The sequence below is a fragment of the Qipengyuania sp. genome, assembly GCF_965277845.1.
Taxonomy (GTDB): domain Bacteria; phylum Pseudomonadota; class Alphaproteobacteria; order Sphingomonadales; family Sphingomonadaceae; genus Qipengyuania.
On the sequence record NZ_OZ255844.1, the window covers coordinates 293,169 to 310,910 of the forward strand.

Genomic DNA, 17,742 nt, shown 5'->3' on the forward strand with positions numbered 1-17,742 from the left:
GCAATGGAAACGCAAACCCTGATCTATCTCTTCGTCGGTGCCAGCTTCGCCCTGTATATCGGCATCGCTATCTGGAGCCGAGCGGGTTCGACGAAAGACTTCTATGTCGCCGGCGGCGGAGTGAACCCCGTCGTCAACGGAATGGCCACGGCAGCCGACTGGATGAGTGCGGCAAGCTTCCTGTCGATGGCCGGATTGATCGCCTTCATGGGCTATGATGGGTCGGTGTACCTGATGGGGTGGACCGGCGGCTACGTTATGCTGGCCCTGTTGCTGGCGCCTTACCTGCGCAAGTTCGGCCAGTTCACGGTGCCCGACTTCATCGGCACGCGATACTATTCGAAGACCGCACGGGTCGTGGCCGTGATCTGCCTTATTTTCATCAGTTTCACCTATATCGCCGGGCAGATGCGCGGCGTGGGAATCGTGTTCTCGCAATTCCTGCAGGTGGACATCACGATGGGCGTCATCATCGGCATGGGGATCGTCTTCATTTACGCCGTCCTGGGCGGAATGAAGGGGATTACCTATACTCAGGTTGCGCAATATTGCGTGTTGATCTTCGCCTATATGGTTCCCGCATTCTTCATCAGCTTCATGCTGACCGGCAACCCGATCCCCCAGCTCGGCCTGGGCTCGGAGTTGAACGACGGATCGGGGATGCATGTCCTGCAGAAGCTGGACAACGTGCTCGTGGAGCTCGGCTTCACCCAATACACGGCCGGCTCGAAAAGCATGATCGACATGTTCTGCATCACCATGGCCTTGATGGTCGGTACTGCAGGCCTGCCGCATGTGATCGTGCGCTTCTTTACCGTGCCCAAGGCATCGGATGCGCGCAAATCGGCAGGCTGGGCGTTGGTTTTCATCGCAATGCTTTACACTACCGCTCCGGCGGTGGGCGCGTTCGGCATCTACAACTTCGTCAACAAGACCGACGGAACCGAATATAGCGAGGCCGAGAGCTGGTTCACCAACTGGGAAGGCGCCGATCTCATCGCCTGGCAGGACAAGAACGGCGACGGCGTGATGCAATATCGCAGCGGCGACGCGTTCGAAGGCAAGCCGGTCTTCACCGGGGAAACCGGTGAATCGGGCGAGCGGGTCGTTGCGAACACGCCGAATCCGGACAGCGCGAACGAGGTCTATGTCGACCGCGACATCATGGTTCTCGCCAATCCGGAAATTGCCAATCTGCCAGGCTGGGTGGTCGCCTTGATGGCGGCTGGCGGTCTTGCCGCAGCCTTGTCTACGGCAGCGGGACTCCTCCTGGTGATCTCGAGTTCGATCAGCCACGATCTGCTAAAGAGTACGTTCGCCCCGAAGATATCGGCCAAAACCGAACTGCTCGCGGCGAGAATTGCAGCAACGGCGGCAATCCTGGTGGCAGGCTATCTGGGAATCTACCCGCCAGGATGGGTGGCCCAGGTCGTCGCATTCGCGTTCGGACTTGCAGCATCGAGCCTCTTCCCGGCAATCTTCATGGGCATCTTCTTCAAGTCGATGAACAAGGAGGGAGCCATTGCCGGAATGGTCTCGGGGCTCGTGTTCACCTTTGGGTACATCTTATACTTCAAGCTGATGAACCCGGCCGCGAACACGGCAGAGAACTGGCTCTTCGGTATCTCGCCCGAAGGCATCGGAGTGATAGGCATGCTGATCAACTTCGGCGCCGCCATCGCAGTCGCCAGCATGACGACGAGCACTCCGAAGGATATCCGCAAGCTGGTGGATTCGATCCGCGTGCCGCGTGGTGCGGGAGAAGCCCACGCGCACTGAACACGACCCGACAGGGTCGCATGACGGAAGGGGCGGTGCCGGTTCGTGCGCCGCCCCTTCTCCTTTCGGGCGACCCGCTTGCACCTCGCGCCATTTTGCGTAGCCTCCCCTAGTGAGAGGAGAGGAATGATGTTGCTCGGCGCGGCGGTCGCCGCAGCTTGCTTCTATCTGGCCGGCTTGTTCTGGCTCGCAGCCTGGCGTGATCGCACCGCGCGGACCGAAACGACGGCGGGCGGCAAGCCCGATTTTCTTTCGAGGCATGCTGGGCTGATCTACGGTCTCAGCCTCGCGGTCTATTGCACCAGTTGGACATTCTTCGGCGGTGTCGGGACCGCGGCGACTGCCGGCCTCGATTACCTTCCGATCTATCTCGGGCCTATTCTCGTCTTCACCGTGGGATTCGGCCTTGTCCGCAGTATCCTCGCACAATCGAAGGCGCAGCATTCCACCTCGATCGCCGATTTTCTCTCGGCACGATACGGGAAAAGCGCGAGCGTTGCCGCGATGGTCACGATCATCGCGACCATGGGATCGCTTCCCTATATGGCGCTGCAACTGCAATCGGTAGGCGCATCGCTGCTGACGCTCAGTCCCGAACTCCTCGGCCAGGTCGCAGCGGACGAGCTGGTCCTGCTGGTTGCCGGATCGATGGCGCTGTTCGCGATCCTGTTCGGATCGCGGCGCGCGGACCGGGCTGGGGACAATGCAGGGATGGTGCTCACCATCGCGGTGGAGGCGGTCGTCAAGCTGGTTGCCCTGATTGCGGTTGCTGTGCTGGCGCTGATGGTGATTTCCGGAGCACAAGGACCTGCCATCGACCCGGGCAATGTCTTTTCGACCAGCCAGATCAACGCACGCTTCGTGACCCTCACGCTCATCGCGGCATGCGCCGCCCTATGCTTGCCACGGCAGTTCCATATGAGTTTCGTCGAGGCAGGCGGCGAACGCGCGACACCCGCCATGCAATGGGTATTTCCCGCCTATCTGCTCGTCACGGCGATCATCATCATTCCGATCGTATTGGCCGGTCTGACGGCGCTTCCCGCGGGCACCGACCCCGACACGATCGTGCTCGCCTTGCCGCTTGCGGCCGGGAACGAAGCCCTCGCCCTGCTCGTCTTCATCGGCGGCTTTTCAGCTTCGGCGGGAATGATCGTCGTCGCCAGCGTGGCGCTATCGACCATGATCACCAACGACATCATCGCGCCGCTTGCATTTCGCCGAGCGCTGAGCGGGTCCGGCGACCGGAGCCAGATTGCCGAGCGGTTGCTGATGGTCCGCCGACTGGTCATCGCCGCGCTGCTGTTCTTCGCCTATCTCTTCTACCTTGGCTTTGGTGCGCTCGGCAGCCTGGCGGGGCTGGGCACGCTCGCCTTCGCAGCGGCCGCGCAATTCGCCCCCGGCCTCGTGCTCGGCATGGTGAGCCGGGCAGGAAACAAGGCGGGTATGCTTGCGGGGCTCGGGGTCGGGGTCGCGCTTTGGCTCGTCTTGTTGATCCTGCCCGCAGCGACGGAAAAGGCACCGATTATCTCGATCCACCCGGATCCTCTGGTCTCCGGGGTGATGCTGAGCCTGGGCGCAAACCTTGCCGCTTATTGGATCGGCTCGTCGATGCGGCAAGCTTCGCTGGTCGACGCTGCCCAGGCGGCGGCGTTCGTCGGGACGCCGATGCCCGGGGCGACCCCGCGTCTGGCGACGAACAAGCGCGTTGCCGATGTGCGTTTGCTCCTTACTCAATTCGTCGGGCGGGAACACGCCGACAGAAGCATTGCTGCTTTGTGTGGCGGTTACTCCGACAATCAGCCTGCCGATCAAGCGGTGATCGAAATGGCCGAGCGGACGATTTCAGGGGTCATCGGTACACCTTCTGCACGGATGTTGGTGGGATCGTGGTCGGATGGTGATCCCATTCCCTTGGCCGAGGTCGTCGCCATGTTCGACGAGACCAACCGGCGATTGTCTTTCAGCGCCGAACTGCTGCAGATCGCGATTGAGAATATCGACCAGGGCGTCGCGCTGGTCGACGCGGAAATGCGCCTGGTCGCATGGAACCGCCGTTATCAGGAATTGTTCGACCTGCCCGAAGAATTGGTGTGCGTCGGAACGCCGATTGCCGAGCTGATCCGGTTTAATCTGAAGCGAACCGACCTTCCTTCCGACGTGATCGAACAGCAGGTCACGCGGCGCTTGGAACACATGCGTGCGGGGCGCGAACACAGAATCGAGAGCGAGCAATCCGACGGACGCATCATGCGGATCGTGGGCACGCCGACGCCGGGCGGCGGCTACACGACATCATATACCGACATTACCGAAGATCGCCGCGCCGAACAGGCGCTCGAAGAAAAGGTCGCCGAGCGAACCGAGCAGTTGAGCAGGGCCAATTCGGCGCTGTCCGAAGCGACCCGTTCGAAGACGCGATTTCTCGCAGCCGCGAGTCACGATCTCATCCAGCCGCTCAACGCAGCCCGCCTGTTCACCTCGGCGCTGGGGGAAGAAGTCGCCGGAAAAAGCGATCTCGAAAGATTGGTGCGCGATCTCGATGGGTCGATCGTGTCGGCGGATCGGCTGATCCGAACGCTGCTCGACATCTCGAAACTCGATGCCGGGGGCATCGTGCCGAGGGTCGAGCCGGTCGCGCTGGACCGGGTTCTCCTGGAGATCGAGCGGGAATTCGCAGTGCAGGCGGCCGCGAAGGGCTTGAAGCTGCGCCGGGTGTCGACAAGCGCCTGGGTGAAAACCGATCGCGCGCTGATCACCAGCGTGCTGCGCAATCTGGTCAGCAATGCGATACGCTATACCGATACAGGCGGACTGGTGATCGGCGTGCGCCGCGGCGATCCGGAATTGCGCGTGTGCGTAGTGGATACCGGTCGCGGGATAGCACCCGAGGATCGCGACGCGATCTTCGAAGAGTTCAATCGCGGCAATTCGACCGACCGCGAAGGTCTCGGCCTCGGCCTGGCGATCGTGCGTCGAACCACGCGGCTCCTCGGCCTCCATATCGAAACCACTTCCCAGCCCGGGCGCGGAAGCCAGTTCGCCCTGCACATGCCGGCAACACATTGGGCCAAGGCGAGCCGCAAGCAGCCATCGCGCGAGCCGGTGCAGGCTCTCGGTGACGCCCGCGTGCTAGTGGTCGACAACGACCGCTCGGCACTCACAGCAACGTCCGCCCTGCTCGACAAATGGGGCTTGTCCGCGATCTGCGCAGCCTCGCTGTCGCAGGCGCTCGACCTTTGTCCCGACACGCCAGAGATCGTCATCATGGATTTCCGGCTTGATGGAGATGAGCGCGGCGATACCGTCTATGCGGCCCTATGCCGGTCCTGGGGCAGCAAGGTTCCGGCTATCCTGCTGACCGCAGAAGACTCGGAGGAAACCAAGATCGCAGCCCGCAACATGGGAGCGAACCGCTTGCTCAAGCCCTCTTCACCGGCATCGCTCCGCGCCCTCATTTCGACATGTCTTGTCCAGGGCTCGCGCGAGGGCAGTCACATCGACGCGGAATCGGCCACCGGCTGATCGACGTCGAGCTTCGCAGCCAGAAGCACGGCCTGCGTGCGATTGTTGACGCCGAGCTTGCGGAAGATCGCAGTGATATGCGCCTTGACCGTCGCCTCGCTGATATCGAGTTCATATGCGATCTGCTTGTTGAGCAGGCCCTGACGGATCGCGCCCAGTATGCGGCGCTGCGCGGGCGTGAGGCTGGCGATCTTCGCGAGATCGTCGTCCTCACTGCCATCGCAATCAGGGAACCATCTGTCGCCGTCCCGAACCGCAGCGAGCGCAGAGCGCATTTCGTCGAGCCCGGAGGATTTCGGAATGAACGCTGCTGCCCCCAATTGGCTTGCTGCGGCGAAGACGCGCGCTTCCTCGCTCGCCGAGACAATGGCGATGGGCAGGGCGGGAAAATCCTGGCGCATGTCCATCAGCACCGACAAACCGTTCGAATCTTCCATGTGAAGGTCGAGCAGCAGCGCTTCGGGCTCGCCTTCGCCAAGCGCAGCGCGGGCCTCGCCGGCGGAACTTGCCTCGACAATTGCGGCCTCGGGCCAGACCTTGCCGACCGCGTGGCCGAGAGCCGTGCGAAAGAGGGGATGATCGTCCGCGATGATGATCCGCTGTGCCATGGCGTCAGCGATTTTGCCGCCCTTCGATCAATCGATCAACCAGTGATGGATCGGCCAGGGTCGACGTGTCTCCGAGCGAGCCGTAATCGTTCTCGGCGACCTTGCGCAGAATCCGGCGCATGATCTTGCCCGACCGGGTCTTGGGCAGACCATCGGTGAACTGGATGTGGTCGGGCGTCGCGATCGGGCCGATTTCCTTGCGCACATGCTGGCGCAGCCCGGCATAGAGATCGTCGGAACCCGCTTCGCCGGCATTGAGAGTGACGTAGCAATAAATGCCCTGCCCCTTGATGTCGTGCGGGTAGCCGACCACCGCCGCCTCGGCGACCTTGTCGTGCAGCACCAGCGCGCTCTCGACCTCTGCGGTGCCCATCCTGTGACCGGAAACGTTGATCACGTCATCGACGCGGCCGGTGATCCAGTAATAGCCGTCCTCGTCGCGGCGACATCCGTCGCCGGTGAAGTATTTGCCCTTGTAGGTCGAGAAATAAGTCTGCTCGAACCGGTCGTGGTCGCCGTAGACGCTGCGCGCCTGGCCCGGCCAGCTGGCGGTGATGCACAGATTTCCCTCGACCGCACCGTCGAGAACGGCTCCCTCATGGTCGACCAGCTGCGGCTGGATGCCGAAAAAAGGCAGGCCCGCGCTTCCAGGTTTCATGTCGTGCGCCGCCGGAAGTGTCGTGATCATAACGCCGCCGGTTTCGGTCTGCCACCAGGTATCGACGATCGGGCAACGGCTGTCGCCCACGACCTCGAAATACCACCGCCAGGCCTCCGGATTGATCGGTTCGCCCACGCTGCCGAGAAGTCGCAGCGACGACCGGTCACGGCTCGTCACGAAGTCGTCACCTTCGCGCATGAGCGCGCGGATCGCAGTCGGTGCAGTATAGAGGATATTGACCTTGTGCCTATCGACCACGTCCCAGAAGCGGCCGTGATCGGGATAGTTGGGCACCCCTTCGAAGACGACGCTGGTCGCCCCGTTTATCAGCGGGCCATAAACGATGTAGCTGTGCCCGGTGACCCAGCCGATATCGGCCGTGCACCAGTAGATTTCGCCCGGCTGGTAGTCGAACACGTAATTGAACGTCGCTGCGGTCCATACGCCATATCCGCCGGTGGTGTGCAGCACGCCCTTGGGCTTGCCGGTCGAGCCGGAGGTGTAGAGGATGAACAGCGGGTCTTCCGCCGCCATTTCCTCGCACGGGACTTCGGCATCGCTGGCGACGTCGTGCAACCAGTGATCGCGCCCTTCCGTCATCGCGATATCGGCGCCGGTGTGCCGTACCACCAGCATCCCGTCGAGCGGGGTGTCGTGATCGGGTTCGGCCAGCGCGGCATCGACATTGGCCTTGAGCGGGACGCGCTTAGATCCGCGCAGTCCCTCGTCGGCGGTAATGACAAACCGGCTGCCGCAATCCTCGATCCGGCCGGCCAGCGCCTCGGGCGAGAAGCCGCCGAACACGACCGAGTGGATTGCGCCGATCCGCGCGCAGGCGAGCATCGCGGTGACGCCCTCAACGATCATCGGCATGTAGATCGTGACCCGGTCGCCCTTGGAGACGCCCATCGTCTTCAGCGCATTGGCCATGCGCAGCACTTCGCCATGCAGCTCGCGATAGGTCAGCGTGCGGCCCGGCGTCGCCGGATCGTCGGGCTCGAAGATGATCGCCACCTGGTCCCCAAGCGTATCGAGATGGCGGTCGACCGCGTTGTGGCACAGGTTGACCGTGCCGTCGGCGAACCAGTTTATCTCGACCGGATCGAACGACCATTCGCCGCCCTTGGTGGGCGGCGTGAACCAGTCGAGGCGCTCGGCCTGTTCCAGCCAGAAACCATCCGGATCCTCCACCGACCTCTGGTACATGGTGTCGTATTGCCCGGCGCGGCAGTGCGTCGCGTGATCGACATGGGGACGTTTGACGGCTTGGATCATCGTGACTCTCCCGTTTGCGCCGGAAAAGCTAAGCGAATTTGGCGCGGCTGGCTTTCAGACAATGGTCGTAAGACGTTTCGCTAACTGTCCGGCGCAACAACATTGGGCCAATCTCTTCCGCACAACGACAATCCTGGGAGGGACCAATCATGCCGCGCACCACGCTCCGGATCGCCATCCGCACCAGCCTGCTGGCGGCCACTTGCCTTTCCGCCAGCCCCTTGCTGGCACAGGACGCATCGGTCGAAGAACGCCTCGACCGGCTCGAGGCGATGGTCGGTTCCCTGCTTGAGCGGATGGACGCACAGGAGGGTGCAAACTCCGCGCAGCAAACGGCGATCCGCACCGAGATGCGCGAGCAGAGCGAGGGACTGCTCGCCGCTACCCGGGATCTGAAGACGCAGCAGGCGGAACTCGCCCAGCAAACCGCGGCAACCAGTCAGCAGGATGGCAAGGGGTTCAAGGTCGGCAAGACCACCGTCGCCTATGGCGGCTACGTCAAGCTCGACGCGATCTCGCAGCGGTTCAGCGGTGGCAACGTTGCCGATGGCAGCATCATTCGCGACTTTCTGATCCCCGGTGCGATCCCCGTCGGCGGCGCCCCCTCGGGATTCGATACCGATTTCAATGCGCGCCAGACGCGATTCTTCTTCAAGACCGAAACCGATGTCGGCACGGAGCATAAGCTGGCGTCGCATATCGAGCTGGATTTCATGGTCACGCCCGGCGGCGACGAGCGTATTTCGAACAGCTATGTCCCGCGCCTGCGGCAAGCCTACATAACCTACGACAACTGGCTGTTCGGCCAGGCCTGGTCAACCTTCCAGAATGTGGGCGCCCTTCCCGACAGCCTCGATTTCATCGGCGCGACGCCGGGCACGGTGTTCGATCGCCAGCCCATGATCCGCTACACCAGGGGCGGGCTGCAGATTGCGGTGGAGCAACCCGAGACGACAGTGACTTCGCCCACCGGAGCGCGCGTGCTGGCAGGCGACGACACATTCCCCGACATCGTCGGCCGCTACAATTTCGCCGGCGACTGGGGTTCGGTCTCGCTTGCCGGGATCGTTCGCACCCTGCGGATCACGGATGACGATTTCGGCTCCGGCACAGACAGCGCGCTGGCCTATGGCGCAAGCGTCGCAGGCAAGCTGAAGATCGGCCCGCGCGACGATTTACGGTTCATGGCCACCGCTGGTGACGGGCTCGGGCGGTACATCGGGCTCAATATCGTCAACGACGCCGCGCTCGATGCCAATGGCGATCTCGATCCGATCTTCACCTATTCGGGTTTTCTCGCCTACCGGCACCTGTGGAGCGACAAGCTGCGCTCAAGCATTTCGGGCGCCTATTTCAAGGCCGACAATCCGATCCTGCTGACCACCAACCAGGTGACCGACGAGAGCTGGAACGTGCTCGCCAATCTCATCTGGTCGCCCGTCGATCCGATCGATATCGGGGTGGAACTGATGTACGCCGAACGAACGCTCGAAGACGGACGCAGCGGCAATCTCCAGCGCGTGCAGGTTTCGACCCGGTACAATTTCTAGGCGTGAGTCCCGTCAAGCGACGGACGCATTTCGCCCCCCTTCAGGAGCTAGCCGCGTTCCGCGGTGTCCGCCAATTTCCTGATTAAAGAGTCTTTCTTTCGTCCATCGGGACCTCAGGATCGACGCTGATACCGCGCCAGGCCGAGCCGACCGGTCGTGGAAGTGGCGCGCCCGGCAGGACTCGAACCTGCAACTCCAAGCTTAGAAGGCTCGTGCTCTATCCAGTTGAACTACGGGCGCGCTCTGGGGGACGCCATAACGCGCCTTTCGCGGCGGGCCAATCGGCACTAACCCACTTTGCCATGAAAAACGCACCGCAGTCCGTCCCGACCGCCACGCAGCAGTTCCGTTACTACGACCTGGTGATGGCGGGTTTCGTCACGATCCTGTTGCTCTCGAACCTGATCGGGGCGTCGAAGCCGAGCTATGTCACGCTGCCGATTGTCGGCGAATGGTCGTTCGGTGCGGGCGTGCTGTTTTTTCCGATCAGCTACATCATCGGCGACATCCTGACCGAGGTCTACGGCTATGCCCGGGCTCGGCGCGTGATCTGGACCGGCTTCGCTGCCCTGCTGTTCATGGCATTCATGGCCTGGGTGGTAGTGCAATTGCCGCCTGCCGACGGATGGCCGGGGCAAGAGGCCTATGAATTCGTCTTCGGCAATTCCTGGCGCATCGTACTTGCTTCGATGATCGCCTTTTGGGTGGGCGAGTTCGCCAACAGCTACGTGCTCGCCAAGATGAAGGTCTGGACGCAGGGTCGGCACCTGTGGATGCGCACCATCGGCTCGACCGTGGTCGGCCAGGGGCTCGACAGCCTGATCTTCTATCCGCTGGCTTTCTGGGGGATCGCGGGATGGCCGGTCGAACTGTTGTGGCAGGTCGTGCTGTCGCAATGGGCGATCAAGACCGCATGGGAGGCGCTGCTCACGCCGGTAACCTACGCAGTGGTCGGCGCACTCAAGCGCGCGGAAGGGGTGGAGGTCTTCGATACGCAGACCGACTTCTCGCCCTTCGCGTCTTCGAGGGGCTGAACGGCAAAAAAAGGGGCGGCCCGCAGGCCGCCCCTTCCCTCCCCCGATGAAGGCGTGATCCTAGAACTTTGCACCGATCGCGATGCCATAGCGCCGCGGATCGAGCGTGAAGATGTTGGTGAACAGGCCGGAACTCTGGTCGGTTACATAAAGGCCGGTGACCGCATCGCTGTCGAACAGGTTCTGTACGAAGCCCCGCACATACCAGCGCTCATCGCGACCATTCAGTTGGATCTGCGCATTGACGATTTCGTAGGGCTGTATCCTGTTGATATTATCGTTGAAGATGCTGCCGAAGCTTTCTCCCTGATACGATACGTCGACACGCGGTACGAGGCTCATCCCATCGCCGAATTCGTGTGTATATTGGGCCCCTACAGAGAACTTGTACTGTGGCGCCTGGGGCAATTGCGAACCTTTGATGTCAACCGGAACGCCCGAGGACACGGTGATCCCGCCGAATGCAGCCCCGACTGCCGCAGCCTGATCGAACAGCACTTGGCAAATGGAGAAAGCGCCGGTCGTATTTGTCGCAGGAACAGGCGTCGGAGCCTGTAGCCCGATACCACCGTTGATCGCCGCGACGAAGCCATTGGCAGCGGCGGCGCTTCCGGCGTCTGACGTGACTGCGCAATTGCTTCCGAGAGTGATATCCTTGATGATCACTGTATCGCTACGGCCTGCGGAAACATCGCGAGGATTGATAAGCAGCTTCGATTCAGATACTTCCGTGTTGAGATAGCTGGCATTGAAATTGATGAGCCAATTGGGGGCCGGGGAGATGATCGCTTCCGCCTCCAAGCCCCAGATATCCGCATTGATGTTATCGTTGACGGAAGTACGCGAGATGATCCGACTCAGCTGCAAGCCGTTGTACTTGTAATAGAAAGCCGTGAGATTCAGGACAAGTTCGCCATTGCCGAACACATTCTTTGAGCCGATCTCGAAAGCGTCGACATCCTCGGGTTCGAAGAATTCCTGGACCGAGCCAACCGAAAGCGGCGGGTTGATGCCGCCTGATTTGTAGCCCCGCGAATACGACGCATACAGCAGATTGTCCGGCGTCAGTTCATAGTCCACTACGAAGCGACCTGTGAAACGGTCGAAACTAACCTCGCGCTCCTGGAATTCTTGCGCTCCGGGGGTCGCTTGATCGAAATCGGCCGAGGCATAGTTCAGTGCATCTTCGATCCTTGTTGCGCCATAAGGGGCAAGGATGGCATCGCCCCCGCTGAATTCCGATGAGTTCCCATCGCTCAGCAGCGTAGTTCGCGCGCGAAGGAACTTCTCGTCATTATTGTAGCGCAAGCCGGCCGTGATCTTCAGGCGGTCGGTCGCCTGAAAATACAGTTCACCAAAGATACCGTAGCTCTTTAGCTCGAGCAGCGGCGAGTTGCTCCGGAAGAATGGCGTGGGCCGGAAGACTGGAACACCTCCGGTGGCGCCGGACGCAGTGACTGCTGCGCCAAGAATGCCAGAAGCGTAGTCCAGCCCAAAGCTGTTCACATAGTAGCTGTTGTTGGTCAACTTGCTATCGATATAACTCGCACCTATCAGGAAGTTGAAGGCACCGTCGAAATCGCTGTCGAGGTGCGCCTCAACGCTCCACTGCTCCTGATCTTGCTCGGATCGGTCGAAATTCAGGCTGGACTCGAAACACCCGATCGCGTTTCCGCCAAAGACACCAACGCCGTTCGGGTCCGTTGCCGATTGGCATACTCCCCCTGCGGGTCCATTCGGAATGAGTGCGTTGGCGACCGGTGCAAAGGCGAATCCCAAAGCCGGATCCGCCGCGAAAGCCTGTAGCGCGAGCAGGCCGGGATTGTTCGCCAGCGAATCCTGAACGCTGAGATTGTAGTCGCTCGTCGAATCAACACGATTCTTCGAATAGCCGCCCGTCAACGAAAGCGTCATGTCGCCGAAGTTTTGCTCGATATTCGCCATGTAGATTTCTTCGCGGGCGAAGTACGTCGGCTCGTAGTCGATCGCAACGGTGCGCAAGTCCAAGGGGTTCTGGGCATTGGTGAAGGCGTCGGGGCCATACAGGCTTCCAAGTCCCAGCGGCGCAAATGCTGGGCTCACGGCAATCGCAAGAAACTCATTTGAGCCCAGGACTCCGGCAAGCGTGGAGTTGGCGTTGGTAACGCCATTGTCGAGCCTGTCAGGCAAACAGCCGAGCACCCCAGTCGGATCGCGGTTGCAAAGCTGCTTCTGAATGCGCGATCGGGTGTCATCCTCTTCGAAGTAATACGCCATCAGCGTGACGCGCGTGTCCGCAGTAGGCTCCCACAATACGGTGCCGCGAACGGCGAAGAGATCACGGTCGTCGATATCGTTGCCCGTGACCAGATTGTCTACGAACCCGTCACGATTGAGGTAGTAGCCCGCCACGCGCAGGCCCAGCGTCTCACCGATGGGTACGTTCACCATGCCCTTCGCTTTGATACTGTTGTAATTCCCGTATTCAAATTCTGCCTCGGCCCCGAAACCCGTCAGATCAGGTTTGGCGGTCACCACATTGACCACACCCGATGTCGCGTTGCGCCCGAAAAGCGTTCCTTGCGGACCGCGCAGCACTTCGATCCGCTCAAGATCAAAGAACTCGGTTTCAAACAGACGTGAAGCGAGCAAGGGCATTTCATTAACGTGAATGCCCGTGGCCGAATCGCAGGAAACGCCGACGCACAAGTCACCGATCCCGCGGATGGTGAAGCTTGAGGAGGTGAAATTCGTTTTTGTGAAGGTGATATTAGGAAGGGAAAGCTGGAGATCGGAGCTATTCTCGATCTGCTGCGCTTCGAGCGCTTCGGCATCGAAGGCGCTGACCGCGATCGGCACTTCCTGCAGGCTTTGTGCCTGACGCTGCGCTGTAACGATAATGACCGTGTTGCCGAACTGCGGATCAGTGAGATCGTCGTCGGTAGCCTCTTGCGCGAATGCCGGAAACGAAATCGCGCTCGCACAGATCCCCGCGAGCAGGGAAGCCCTTACCCTCATTAACCCTCTCCTCTCCATGTGGCCGTCTTTTGCGGCCTATCGTCCCATAGCTATCATACATTCGTATGCACGCAAGGGTTCGCGCATGATTGTTGCGCAAAGGCCCACATATTTTTGGCAAGTGTTGTTCGAGGGTGTCGATTGCGTGCGCAATTGACGTTACGGCATCGCGGGCTCGCGAACAGTGATGCAGATTTACCGCAGTCAGACGAGCGTATGGCTCTCCGCGATCTGCGCAATGCCGCGTTTGCCCGATCCGTCGCGTCCGAGTTGTACGATCACGTCAATCACGCTGGCCGCGTAAGCAATCGTGTCGCTGCGGGTGAGGCCGATTCCCGTCTGCATGACCATCAGGGATAGTTGCTCGAGCGCGCCGCGAAGCGAGTTGGCGTGGATGGTCGAGAAACTACCCGGATGGCCGGTATTGATCGCGCGCAGGAAGCTGACGCTCTCCGCGCCGCGCAATTCGCCCAGGACGATGCGATCGGGCCGCAGCCTCAGGGCGGCCTGAAGGAGTTCATTGGCCGTGACCTTGGCCTCGCCCAGCTCGCCTTTGACCGCAACCAGACCTACCCCGTTTTCGCCAGGCAGTTTGAGTTCGGGCGTATCCTCGACCAGCACGACGCGCTCGTGCCTGGGGATCTCGCCAAGCATGGCGTTGAGGAAGGTCGTCTTGCCGGTGCTCGTGCCGCCGGAGACGAGGATAGTGCGGCGCTGGCGGATCGCCTCGCGCAGAAAGGCGACCGGCTCTGCCTGCGCATCGGGCATGGCGCCCCGCTGCGGCGGCACCAGCGGTCCGGTGTCATAAGCATCGAGCGGCAGGTCGAGGCGGCGATGCCTGCGGATCGCCATCGCCCAGTGCTTGCGGGCCGCGGGCGGGCCGCAGAACTGCACACGCGCACCGCCGGGCAAGGTTGCACCGAGCAGCGGATGTTCGCGATTGATGCCCTGGTGGCTGACCCGCGCCACCTGTTCGGCAAGGCGCTGGATCAACCGATCGTCGATGTCCGGACGCACGATCTTCTGTATCCCGCCGGCGGCGGCATCCTCGACCCAGACCTCGCCCGGCCGATTGACGAGGATCTCGGTCACTGTGTCGCGCTCTAGCCATTCGCGAAACGGCGCCAGATAGGCATCGAGGTAGACGCTGCGCTCGCCATGCAGGTCAACCGGCGGTGCGTCCTCTTCCGGATGATCGTCCGGGTGGAAGGGATGGACGTCGGCGCTCACGCTATCTGACTCGCTCAGCTGACCGAGGAGAAATCAAGATCGCGCGCGGTGAAGATGCGGATCGGTTCGCCCTGCCGCACGCGCACGGTCGGACCGCGCTGGCCATCCTGCTCCGCCGCCGTTGCGGCAGCCGACTGGCTCGTTCCGCCGATCAATACGCCGGCCGCACCGCCGGTGGCGAGCGAACCAACGCCGCCGACCACGGAAAGCAACATGGCCGAACCGAACCGCCTGAAAAAGCTGTTGCCCGAAACCTTGCCGGCAAGGCCGGTCGTCCCGTCGAACCCGATCGCGGGTGATGCCAGATTGACCGAGGCCCCGTCGGGACGGATCAGCCGCGTCCAGATGACATAGGCGCGCTTCTGGCCGTTCTGCAGCCCCGATTGATACTGGCCGATCAGGCGACTGGAACGCGGGACGAGGATCTTCGTCCCATCGAAGCTGCGCACGTCCTGGCTGACCACCGCGCGGACGTAGCCCGGAACATTGGTATCGATCGCGGTTTCGAGGATCGCGGGAATCAGCGTGCCTTGCGTGACCGTGGTCGTGGGATTGACCATCGCCTTGGCCTGCGCGGGCGCACCGCCCACGCCGCCGATGCGGCTGGCGAAATCGGTCGCGGAATTGCCGGTCGATCCGGCGGAAGCAGTATCGCCGCCGGTGCCCGGCTCGACGATCGCCAACGTGGCGGGTGAAGCGCCCGAGTCGAAGACTACCGTCGGGTTAGCATAGGGATTGGCCGCGAGACCGGGCTGAGGCTGCGCGGCGAGCACCGGCTGCGGCGCGGGATCGGGCCGGGCTGCGGGGGCCGCGACGGCTTGCGCGGGGGCCGGCGGAGTGATCGCCTGCGGAGGCACGGCAGGTGCGGCCTCCACCGGCGCCTGCTGGCCGCCGATCCCCTCGGGCGGTGCCACGCGGGCGGAATTCATGCTCCACAGCGTCACCAGGCCGAGGCCGGCGACGATCGCGATACCCGCCACGAGGCCGAGCGCGTCGGACTTTCCCGCCGGACGCGCAACCGCCGGAAAGGCATTGCGCTGCGCCAGGTCGATGACTTCTGCATCGGCACCTTCGCGCGGATCGACATCATTGGCGATGCCGCTGTCGCCCGGCTTCTTCTCGGGCAGTCGCATGGCAAGACGCATCGTTTACCTCCCCTTCGAGGCGAGAGCGGGATTGCCGCTCGCACTGGCAGCGGGCCGTTCGGGCCCGGTATTGATGAGTTGGGCGGAATCCTCGCCCGACCGCAGGACGATCGTTCGCGGAACGCCGTCGACCACTATCGTATCGCCGCGGACGGTGAAGTTGACCGGACCTTCCACACCTTCGCTATTGGTCACGAGGATCGCGGGCACGTCCTTGCCCGTCGGCCAGGTCAGGAAAGTCGCCGTGCCGTCGTCATAGGTGTTTTCGGGCAGCAGTTCGGGATCGCCCGACGCGTTCCAGGCGAAGTTGAGATCCGCCGGGTCGACCACGGCATAGGGATCGCGCGCTGCCTGCCGCTCGATGGCATTGGGCGCGGCGACCATCTGCGCCTCTTCTTCCTCGGGCTCGTCCGGATAGGCGAAGCGCATCAGGTAGAGCGGCTTGGCATTGGGATTGGCGACGAGGTCGAACAGATAGGTCCGCTTGCTCGTGATGACCGTGAGATTGGTCGAAGCGCGCGCATCCAGCGGTTTTACGAACAGGATGTTGGCGCGCTTGTTGGGGGTGACCTGCCAGGTCGAACTGTCGCCGATGGCAACATTCTCGATCACCTCGTCGTCGCCGAACATGATGCTGGCCTGCACCGTGACCCGGCCTTCGACGCGGACCACCTTGGCCTCGTCATACATCACCTCGACGAGGCGCGAATCCTGTGCCGCCGCAGGGGCAGCCAGCAGGGCGAGAGCGAGCGCGGGAAAGAGCGCGCGGATCATGCGTGTTTCTCCATGGATCGGTCGAGGGCTTTGGGCGCGGCGGATTTGAACCGGCTGCCGATGCCGGAACCGCGCATGCGGGCCTTGCTAGTGATGGCTTGCTGAGCGGAACCTGAAGAGGTCGCGTAGACCTTGGTCACGCGCGCCCCGCCGGCGTCAGAACCGCCGGGATCGTTCGCGGCGTAGGAGGTCGGCACGGCCGATACGTCGATCTTGCGCGCCTGCGAACTTGTCTGATTGGCCGACTGCGCCTGAGCGAGCGCGGGGGCCGGTGCGGCCTGCTGTGGAGCGGCCGCGGGAGACGGTTTTTCTTCCCTGTCCGGAACGAGGCCGAAAACGCTCCAGCCCGCCACCATCGTGCCGGCGACCTTGAGCACCAGTATCATGAGCGCAACGTGCACGGCCCCGATCAGGAAGAAGGCCATGCCCGCCTGCGGATCGACCTGCCCGGGTACGGCGGTGAGTGCGGCAAGGATGGGAACTGCCAGTTCGAGCATCACGCTGCCGCCGAGCACCGCGAACAGTGGCGCGAGCGCGCACATCGTCAGCCCCTTGACCCAGCCGGTGAAGAGGCCCCGCGTACCGTTGAAAAGCGCCATGACGACGAACAGGGGGCCAAGCGCGATCAGCACGCCCAATGCGATCTTGGTGGTAACAAGCAGGCCCACCGTGCCGAGCATGAAGAGAAGCGCACCGAACCACATCATTCCTTCGGGCGAAAAAGTGGAGATGTCTTCCGCTCCCGCGCTCGCTTCCTGGATGGCGATGAAGACCACGTCGATCTTCTGCGCGAAAGTGTCGGTAGCCGATCCTTGCGTGCCGGTCAGGATGCCCGCGAGATAGTCGGGCGTCGCGACCGCGAGGTTCCACACCACACTTTGATAGGCGATCCAACTTGTCGCGAAGGTCAGCACCAATCCCAGCGTCATCATCCGGGGGACGAGGCTGCGCACGCCGATATTGGTGCGCCCGGTCAGCAGTGCGAGCGCGAACAGCGCGATGAAGATCGTCAGAAGAATGGTGAGCACGGTGCCGAGCGATCCGCCCGGCGCGAACAGGCGGCCGAAGGCAGCCGCGCTAGCCTCGCCCGCGATACAGTCCACCCCGCGCAGTGCGGCGGCGACACCATTGCCGACCTGCTCGGTGGCCTGTTGGCAATTCACG

The 17,742-nt window shown here is 62.3% G+C and carries 11 protein-coding genes and 1 tRNA gene; 4 read left to right on the forward strand and 8 right to left on the reverse strand.

Features of this window, described 5'->3' with window-relative positions:
- Window positions 1–3 precede the first annotated feature (3 nt).
- Window positions 4–1,779: a sodium:solute symporter family protein gene (locus ACQY4G_RS01515; protein ID WP_067694192.1), complete on the forward strand. Its 1,776-nt coding sequence runs from the start codon at window positions 4–6 to the stop codon at window positions 1,777–1,779.
- Window positions 1,780–1,905: 126 nt separating this feature from the next.
- Complete coding sequence (locus ACQY4G_RS01520) at window positions 1,906–5,304, forward strand: PAS-domain containing protein (RefSeq protein WP_421992557.1); 3,399 nt, start codon at window positions 1,906–1,908, stop codon at window positions 5,302–5,304.
- On the opposite strand, the gene ACQY4G_RS01525 is transcribed toward ACQY4G_RS01520, so the two are convergent.
- Both ACQY4G_RS01525 and acs read right to left on the reverse strand, forming a co-directional pair.
- A complete protein-coding gene (locus ACQY4G_RS01525; protein ID WP_421992559.1) occupies window positions 5,274–5,912 on the reverse strand; it encodes a response regulator transcription factor in 639 nt (212 codons plus the stop codon). The genes ACQY4G_RS01520 and ACQY4G_RS01525 overlap by 31 nt on opposite strands.
- A gap of 4 nt (window positions 5,913–5,916) precedes the next feature.
- Window positions 5,917–7,848 carry an acetate--CoA ligase gene (acs, locus tag ACQY4G_RS01530; protein ID WP_421992561.1) on the reverse strand — a complete coding sequence of 644 codons (1,932 nt, stop codon included), beginning with the start codon at window positions 7,846–7,848 and terminating at the stop codon, window positions 5,917–5,919.
- A 149-nt stretch (window positions 7,849–7,997) separates the two neighbouring features.
- Between acs and ACQY4G_RS01535 the strand changes: the two genes are divergently transcribed.
- The gene (locus tag ACQY4G_RS01535; RefSeq protein WP_421992563.1) at window positions 7,998–9,398 is read left to right on the forward strand and encodes a DcaP family trimeric outer membrane transporter; all 1,401 of its coding nucleotides are present in this window, start codon (window positions 7,998–8,000) and stop codon (window positions 9,396–9,398) included.
- A 163-nt stretch (window positions 9,399–9,561) separates the two neighbouring features.
- On the opposite strand, the gene ACQY4G_RS01540 is transcribed toward ACQY4G_RS01535, so the two are convergent.
- Window positions 9,562–9,638 (reverse strand) — tRNA-Arg (locus tag ACQY4G_RS01540).
- A gap of 62 nt (window positions 9,639–9,700) precedes the next feature.
- Here ACQY4G_RS01540 and ACQY4G_RS01545 point away from each other — a divergent pair.
- Window positions 9,701–10,432: a queuosine precursor transporter gene (locus tag ACQY4G_RS01545; protein WP_067694183.1), complete on the forward strand. Its 732-nt coding sequence runs from the start codon at window positions 9,701–9,703 to the stop codon at window positions 10,430–10,432.
- A 60-nt stretch (window positions 10,433–10,492) separates the two neighbouring features.
- Here the strand turns inward: ACQY4G_RS01545 and ACQY4G_RS01550 are convergent, their stop codons facing one another.
- From ACQY4G_RS01550 to ACQY4G_RS01570, 5 genes are all read right to left on the reverse strand, one after another.
- Window positions 10,493–13,429: a TonB-dependent receptor gene (locus ACQY4G_RS01550; RefSeq protein ID WP_421992565.1), complete on the reverse strand. Its 2,937-nt coding sequence runs from the start codon at window positions 13,427–13,429 to the stop codon at window positions 10,493–10,495.
- A 204-nt stretch (window positions 13,430–13,633) separates the two neighbouring features.
- Window positions 13,634–14,659, reverse strand: coding sequence for a P-type DNA transfer ATPase VirB11 (virB11, locus tag ACQY4G_RS01555; protein WP_291172432.1), 1,026 nt, complete (start codon window positions 14,657–14,659; stop codon window positions 13,634–13,636).
- A gap of 14 nt (window positions 14,660–14,673) precedes the next feature.
- A complete protein-coding gene (locus ACQY4G_RS01560) occupies window positions 14,674–15,804 on the reverse strand; it encodes a TrbI/VirB10 family protein (RefSeq protein WP_421992567.1) in 1,131 nt (376 codons plus the stop codon).
- A 3-nt stretch (window positions 15,805–15,807) separates the two neighbouring features.
- The gene (locus ACQY4G_RS01565; RefSeq protein WP_421992569.1) at window positions 15,808–16,578 is read right to left on the reverse strand and encodes a TrbG/VirB9 family P-type conjugative transfer protein; all 771 of its coding nucleotides are present in this window, start codon (window positions 16,576–16,578) and stop codon (window positions 15,808–15,810) included.
- Window positions 16,575–17,741, reverse strand: coding sequence for a type IV secretion system protein (locus ACQY4G_RS01570; RefSeq protein WP_425061702.1), 1,167 nt, complete (start codon window positions 17,739–17,741; stop codon window positions 16,575–16,577). The genes ACQY4G_RS01565 and ACQY4G_RS01570 overlap by 4 nt, the downstream gene beginning before the upstream one ends.
- Window position 17,742 lies beyond the last annotated feature (1 nt).

What these genes read in the sequence shown, in the direction of transcription:
- ACQY4G_RS01560 (WP_421992567.1), bottom strand. Translation starts at nt 15,804, where the DNA reads ATGCGTCTTGCCATGCGACTGCCCGAGAAGAAGCCGGGCGACAGCGGC.
- ACQY4G_RS01515 (WP_067694192.1), top strand. Translation starts at nt 4, where the DNA reads ATGGAAACGCAAACCCTGATCTATCTCTTCGTCGGTGCCAGCTTCGCC.
- ACQY4G_RS01535 (WP_421992563.1), top strand. Translation starts at nt 7,998, where the DNA reads ATGCCGCGCACCACGCTCCGGATCGCCATCCGCACCAGCCTGCTGGCG.
- ACQY4G_RS01525 (WP_421992559.1), bottom strand. Translation starts at nt 5,912, where the DNA reads ATGGCACAGCGGATCATCATCGCGGACGATCATCCCCTCTTTCGCACG.
- ACQY4G_RS01550 (WP_421992565.1), bottom strand. Translation starts at nt 13,429, where the DNA reads ATGAGGGTAAGGGCTTCCCTGCTCGCGGGGATCTGTGCGAGCGCGATT.
- acs (WP_421992561.1), bottom strand. Translation starts at nt 7,848, where the DNA reads ATGATCCAAGCCGTCAAACGTCCCCATGTCGATCACGCGACGCACTGC.
- ACQY4G_RS01565 (WP_421992569.1), bottom strand. Translation starts at nt 16,578, where the DNA reads ATGATCCGCGCGCTCTTTCCCGCGCTCGCTCTCGCCCTGCTGGCTGCC.
- ACQY4G_RS01545 (WP_067694183.1), top strand. Translation starts at nt 9,701, where the DNA reads ATGAAAAACGCACCGCAGTCCGTCCCGACCGCCACGCAGCAGTTCCGT.
- ACQY4G_RS01520 (WP_421992557.1), top strand. Translation starts at nt 1,906, where the DNA reads ATGATGTTGCTCGGCGCGGCGGTCGCCGCAGCTTGCTTCTATCTGGCC.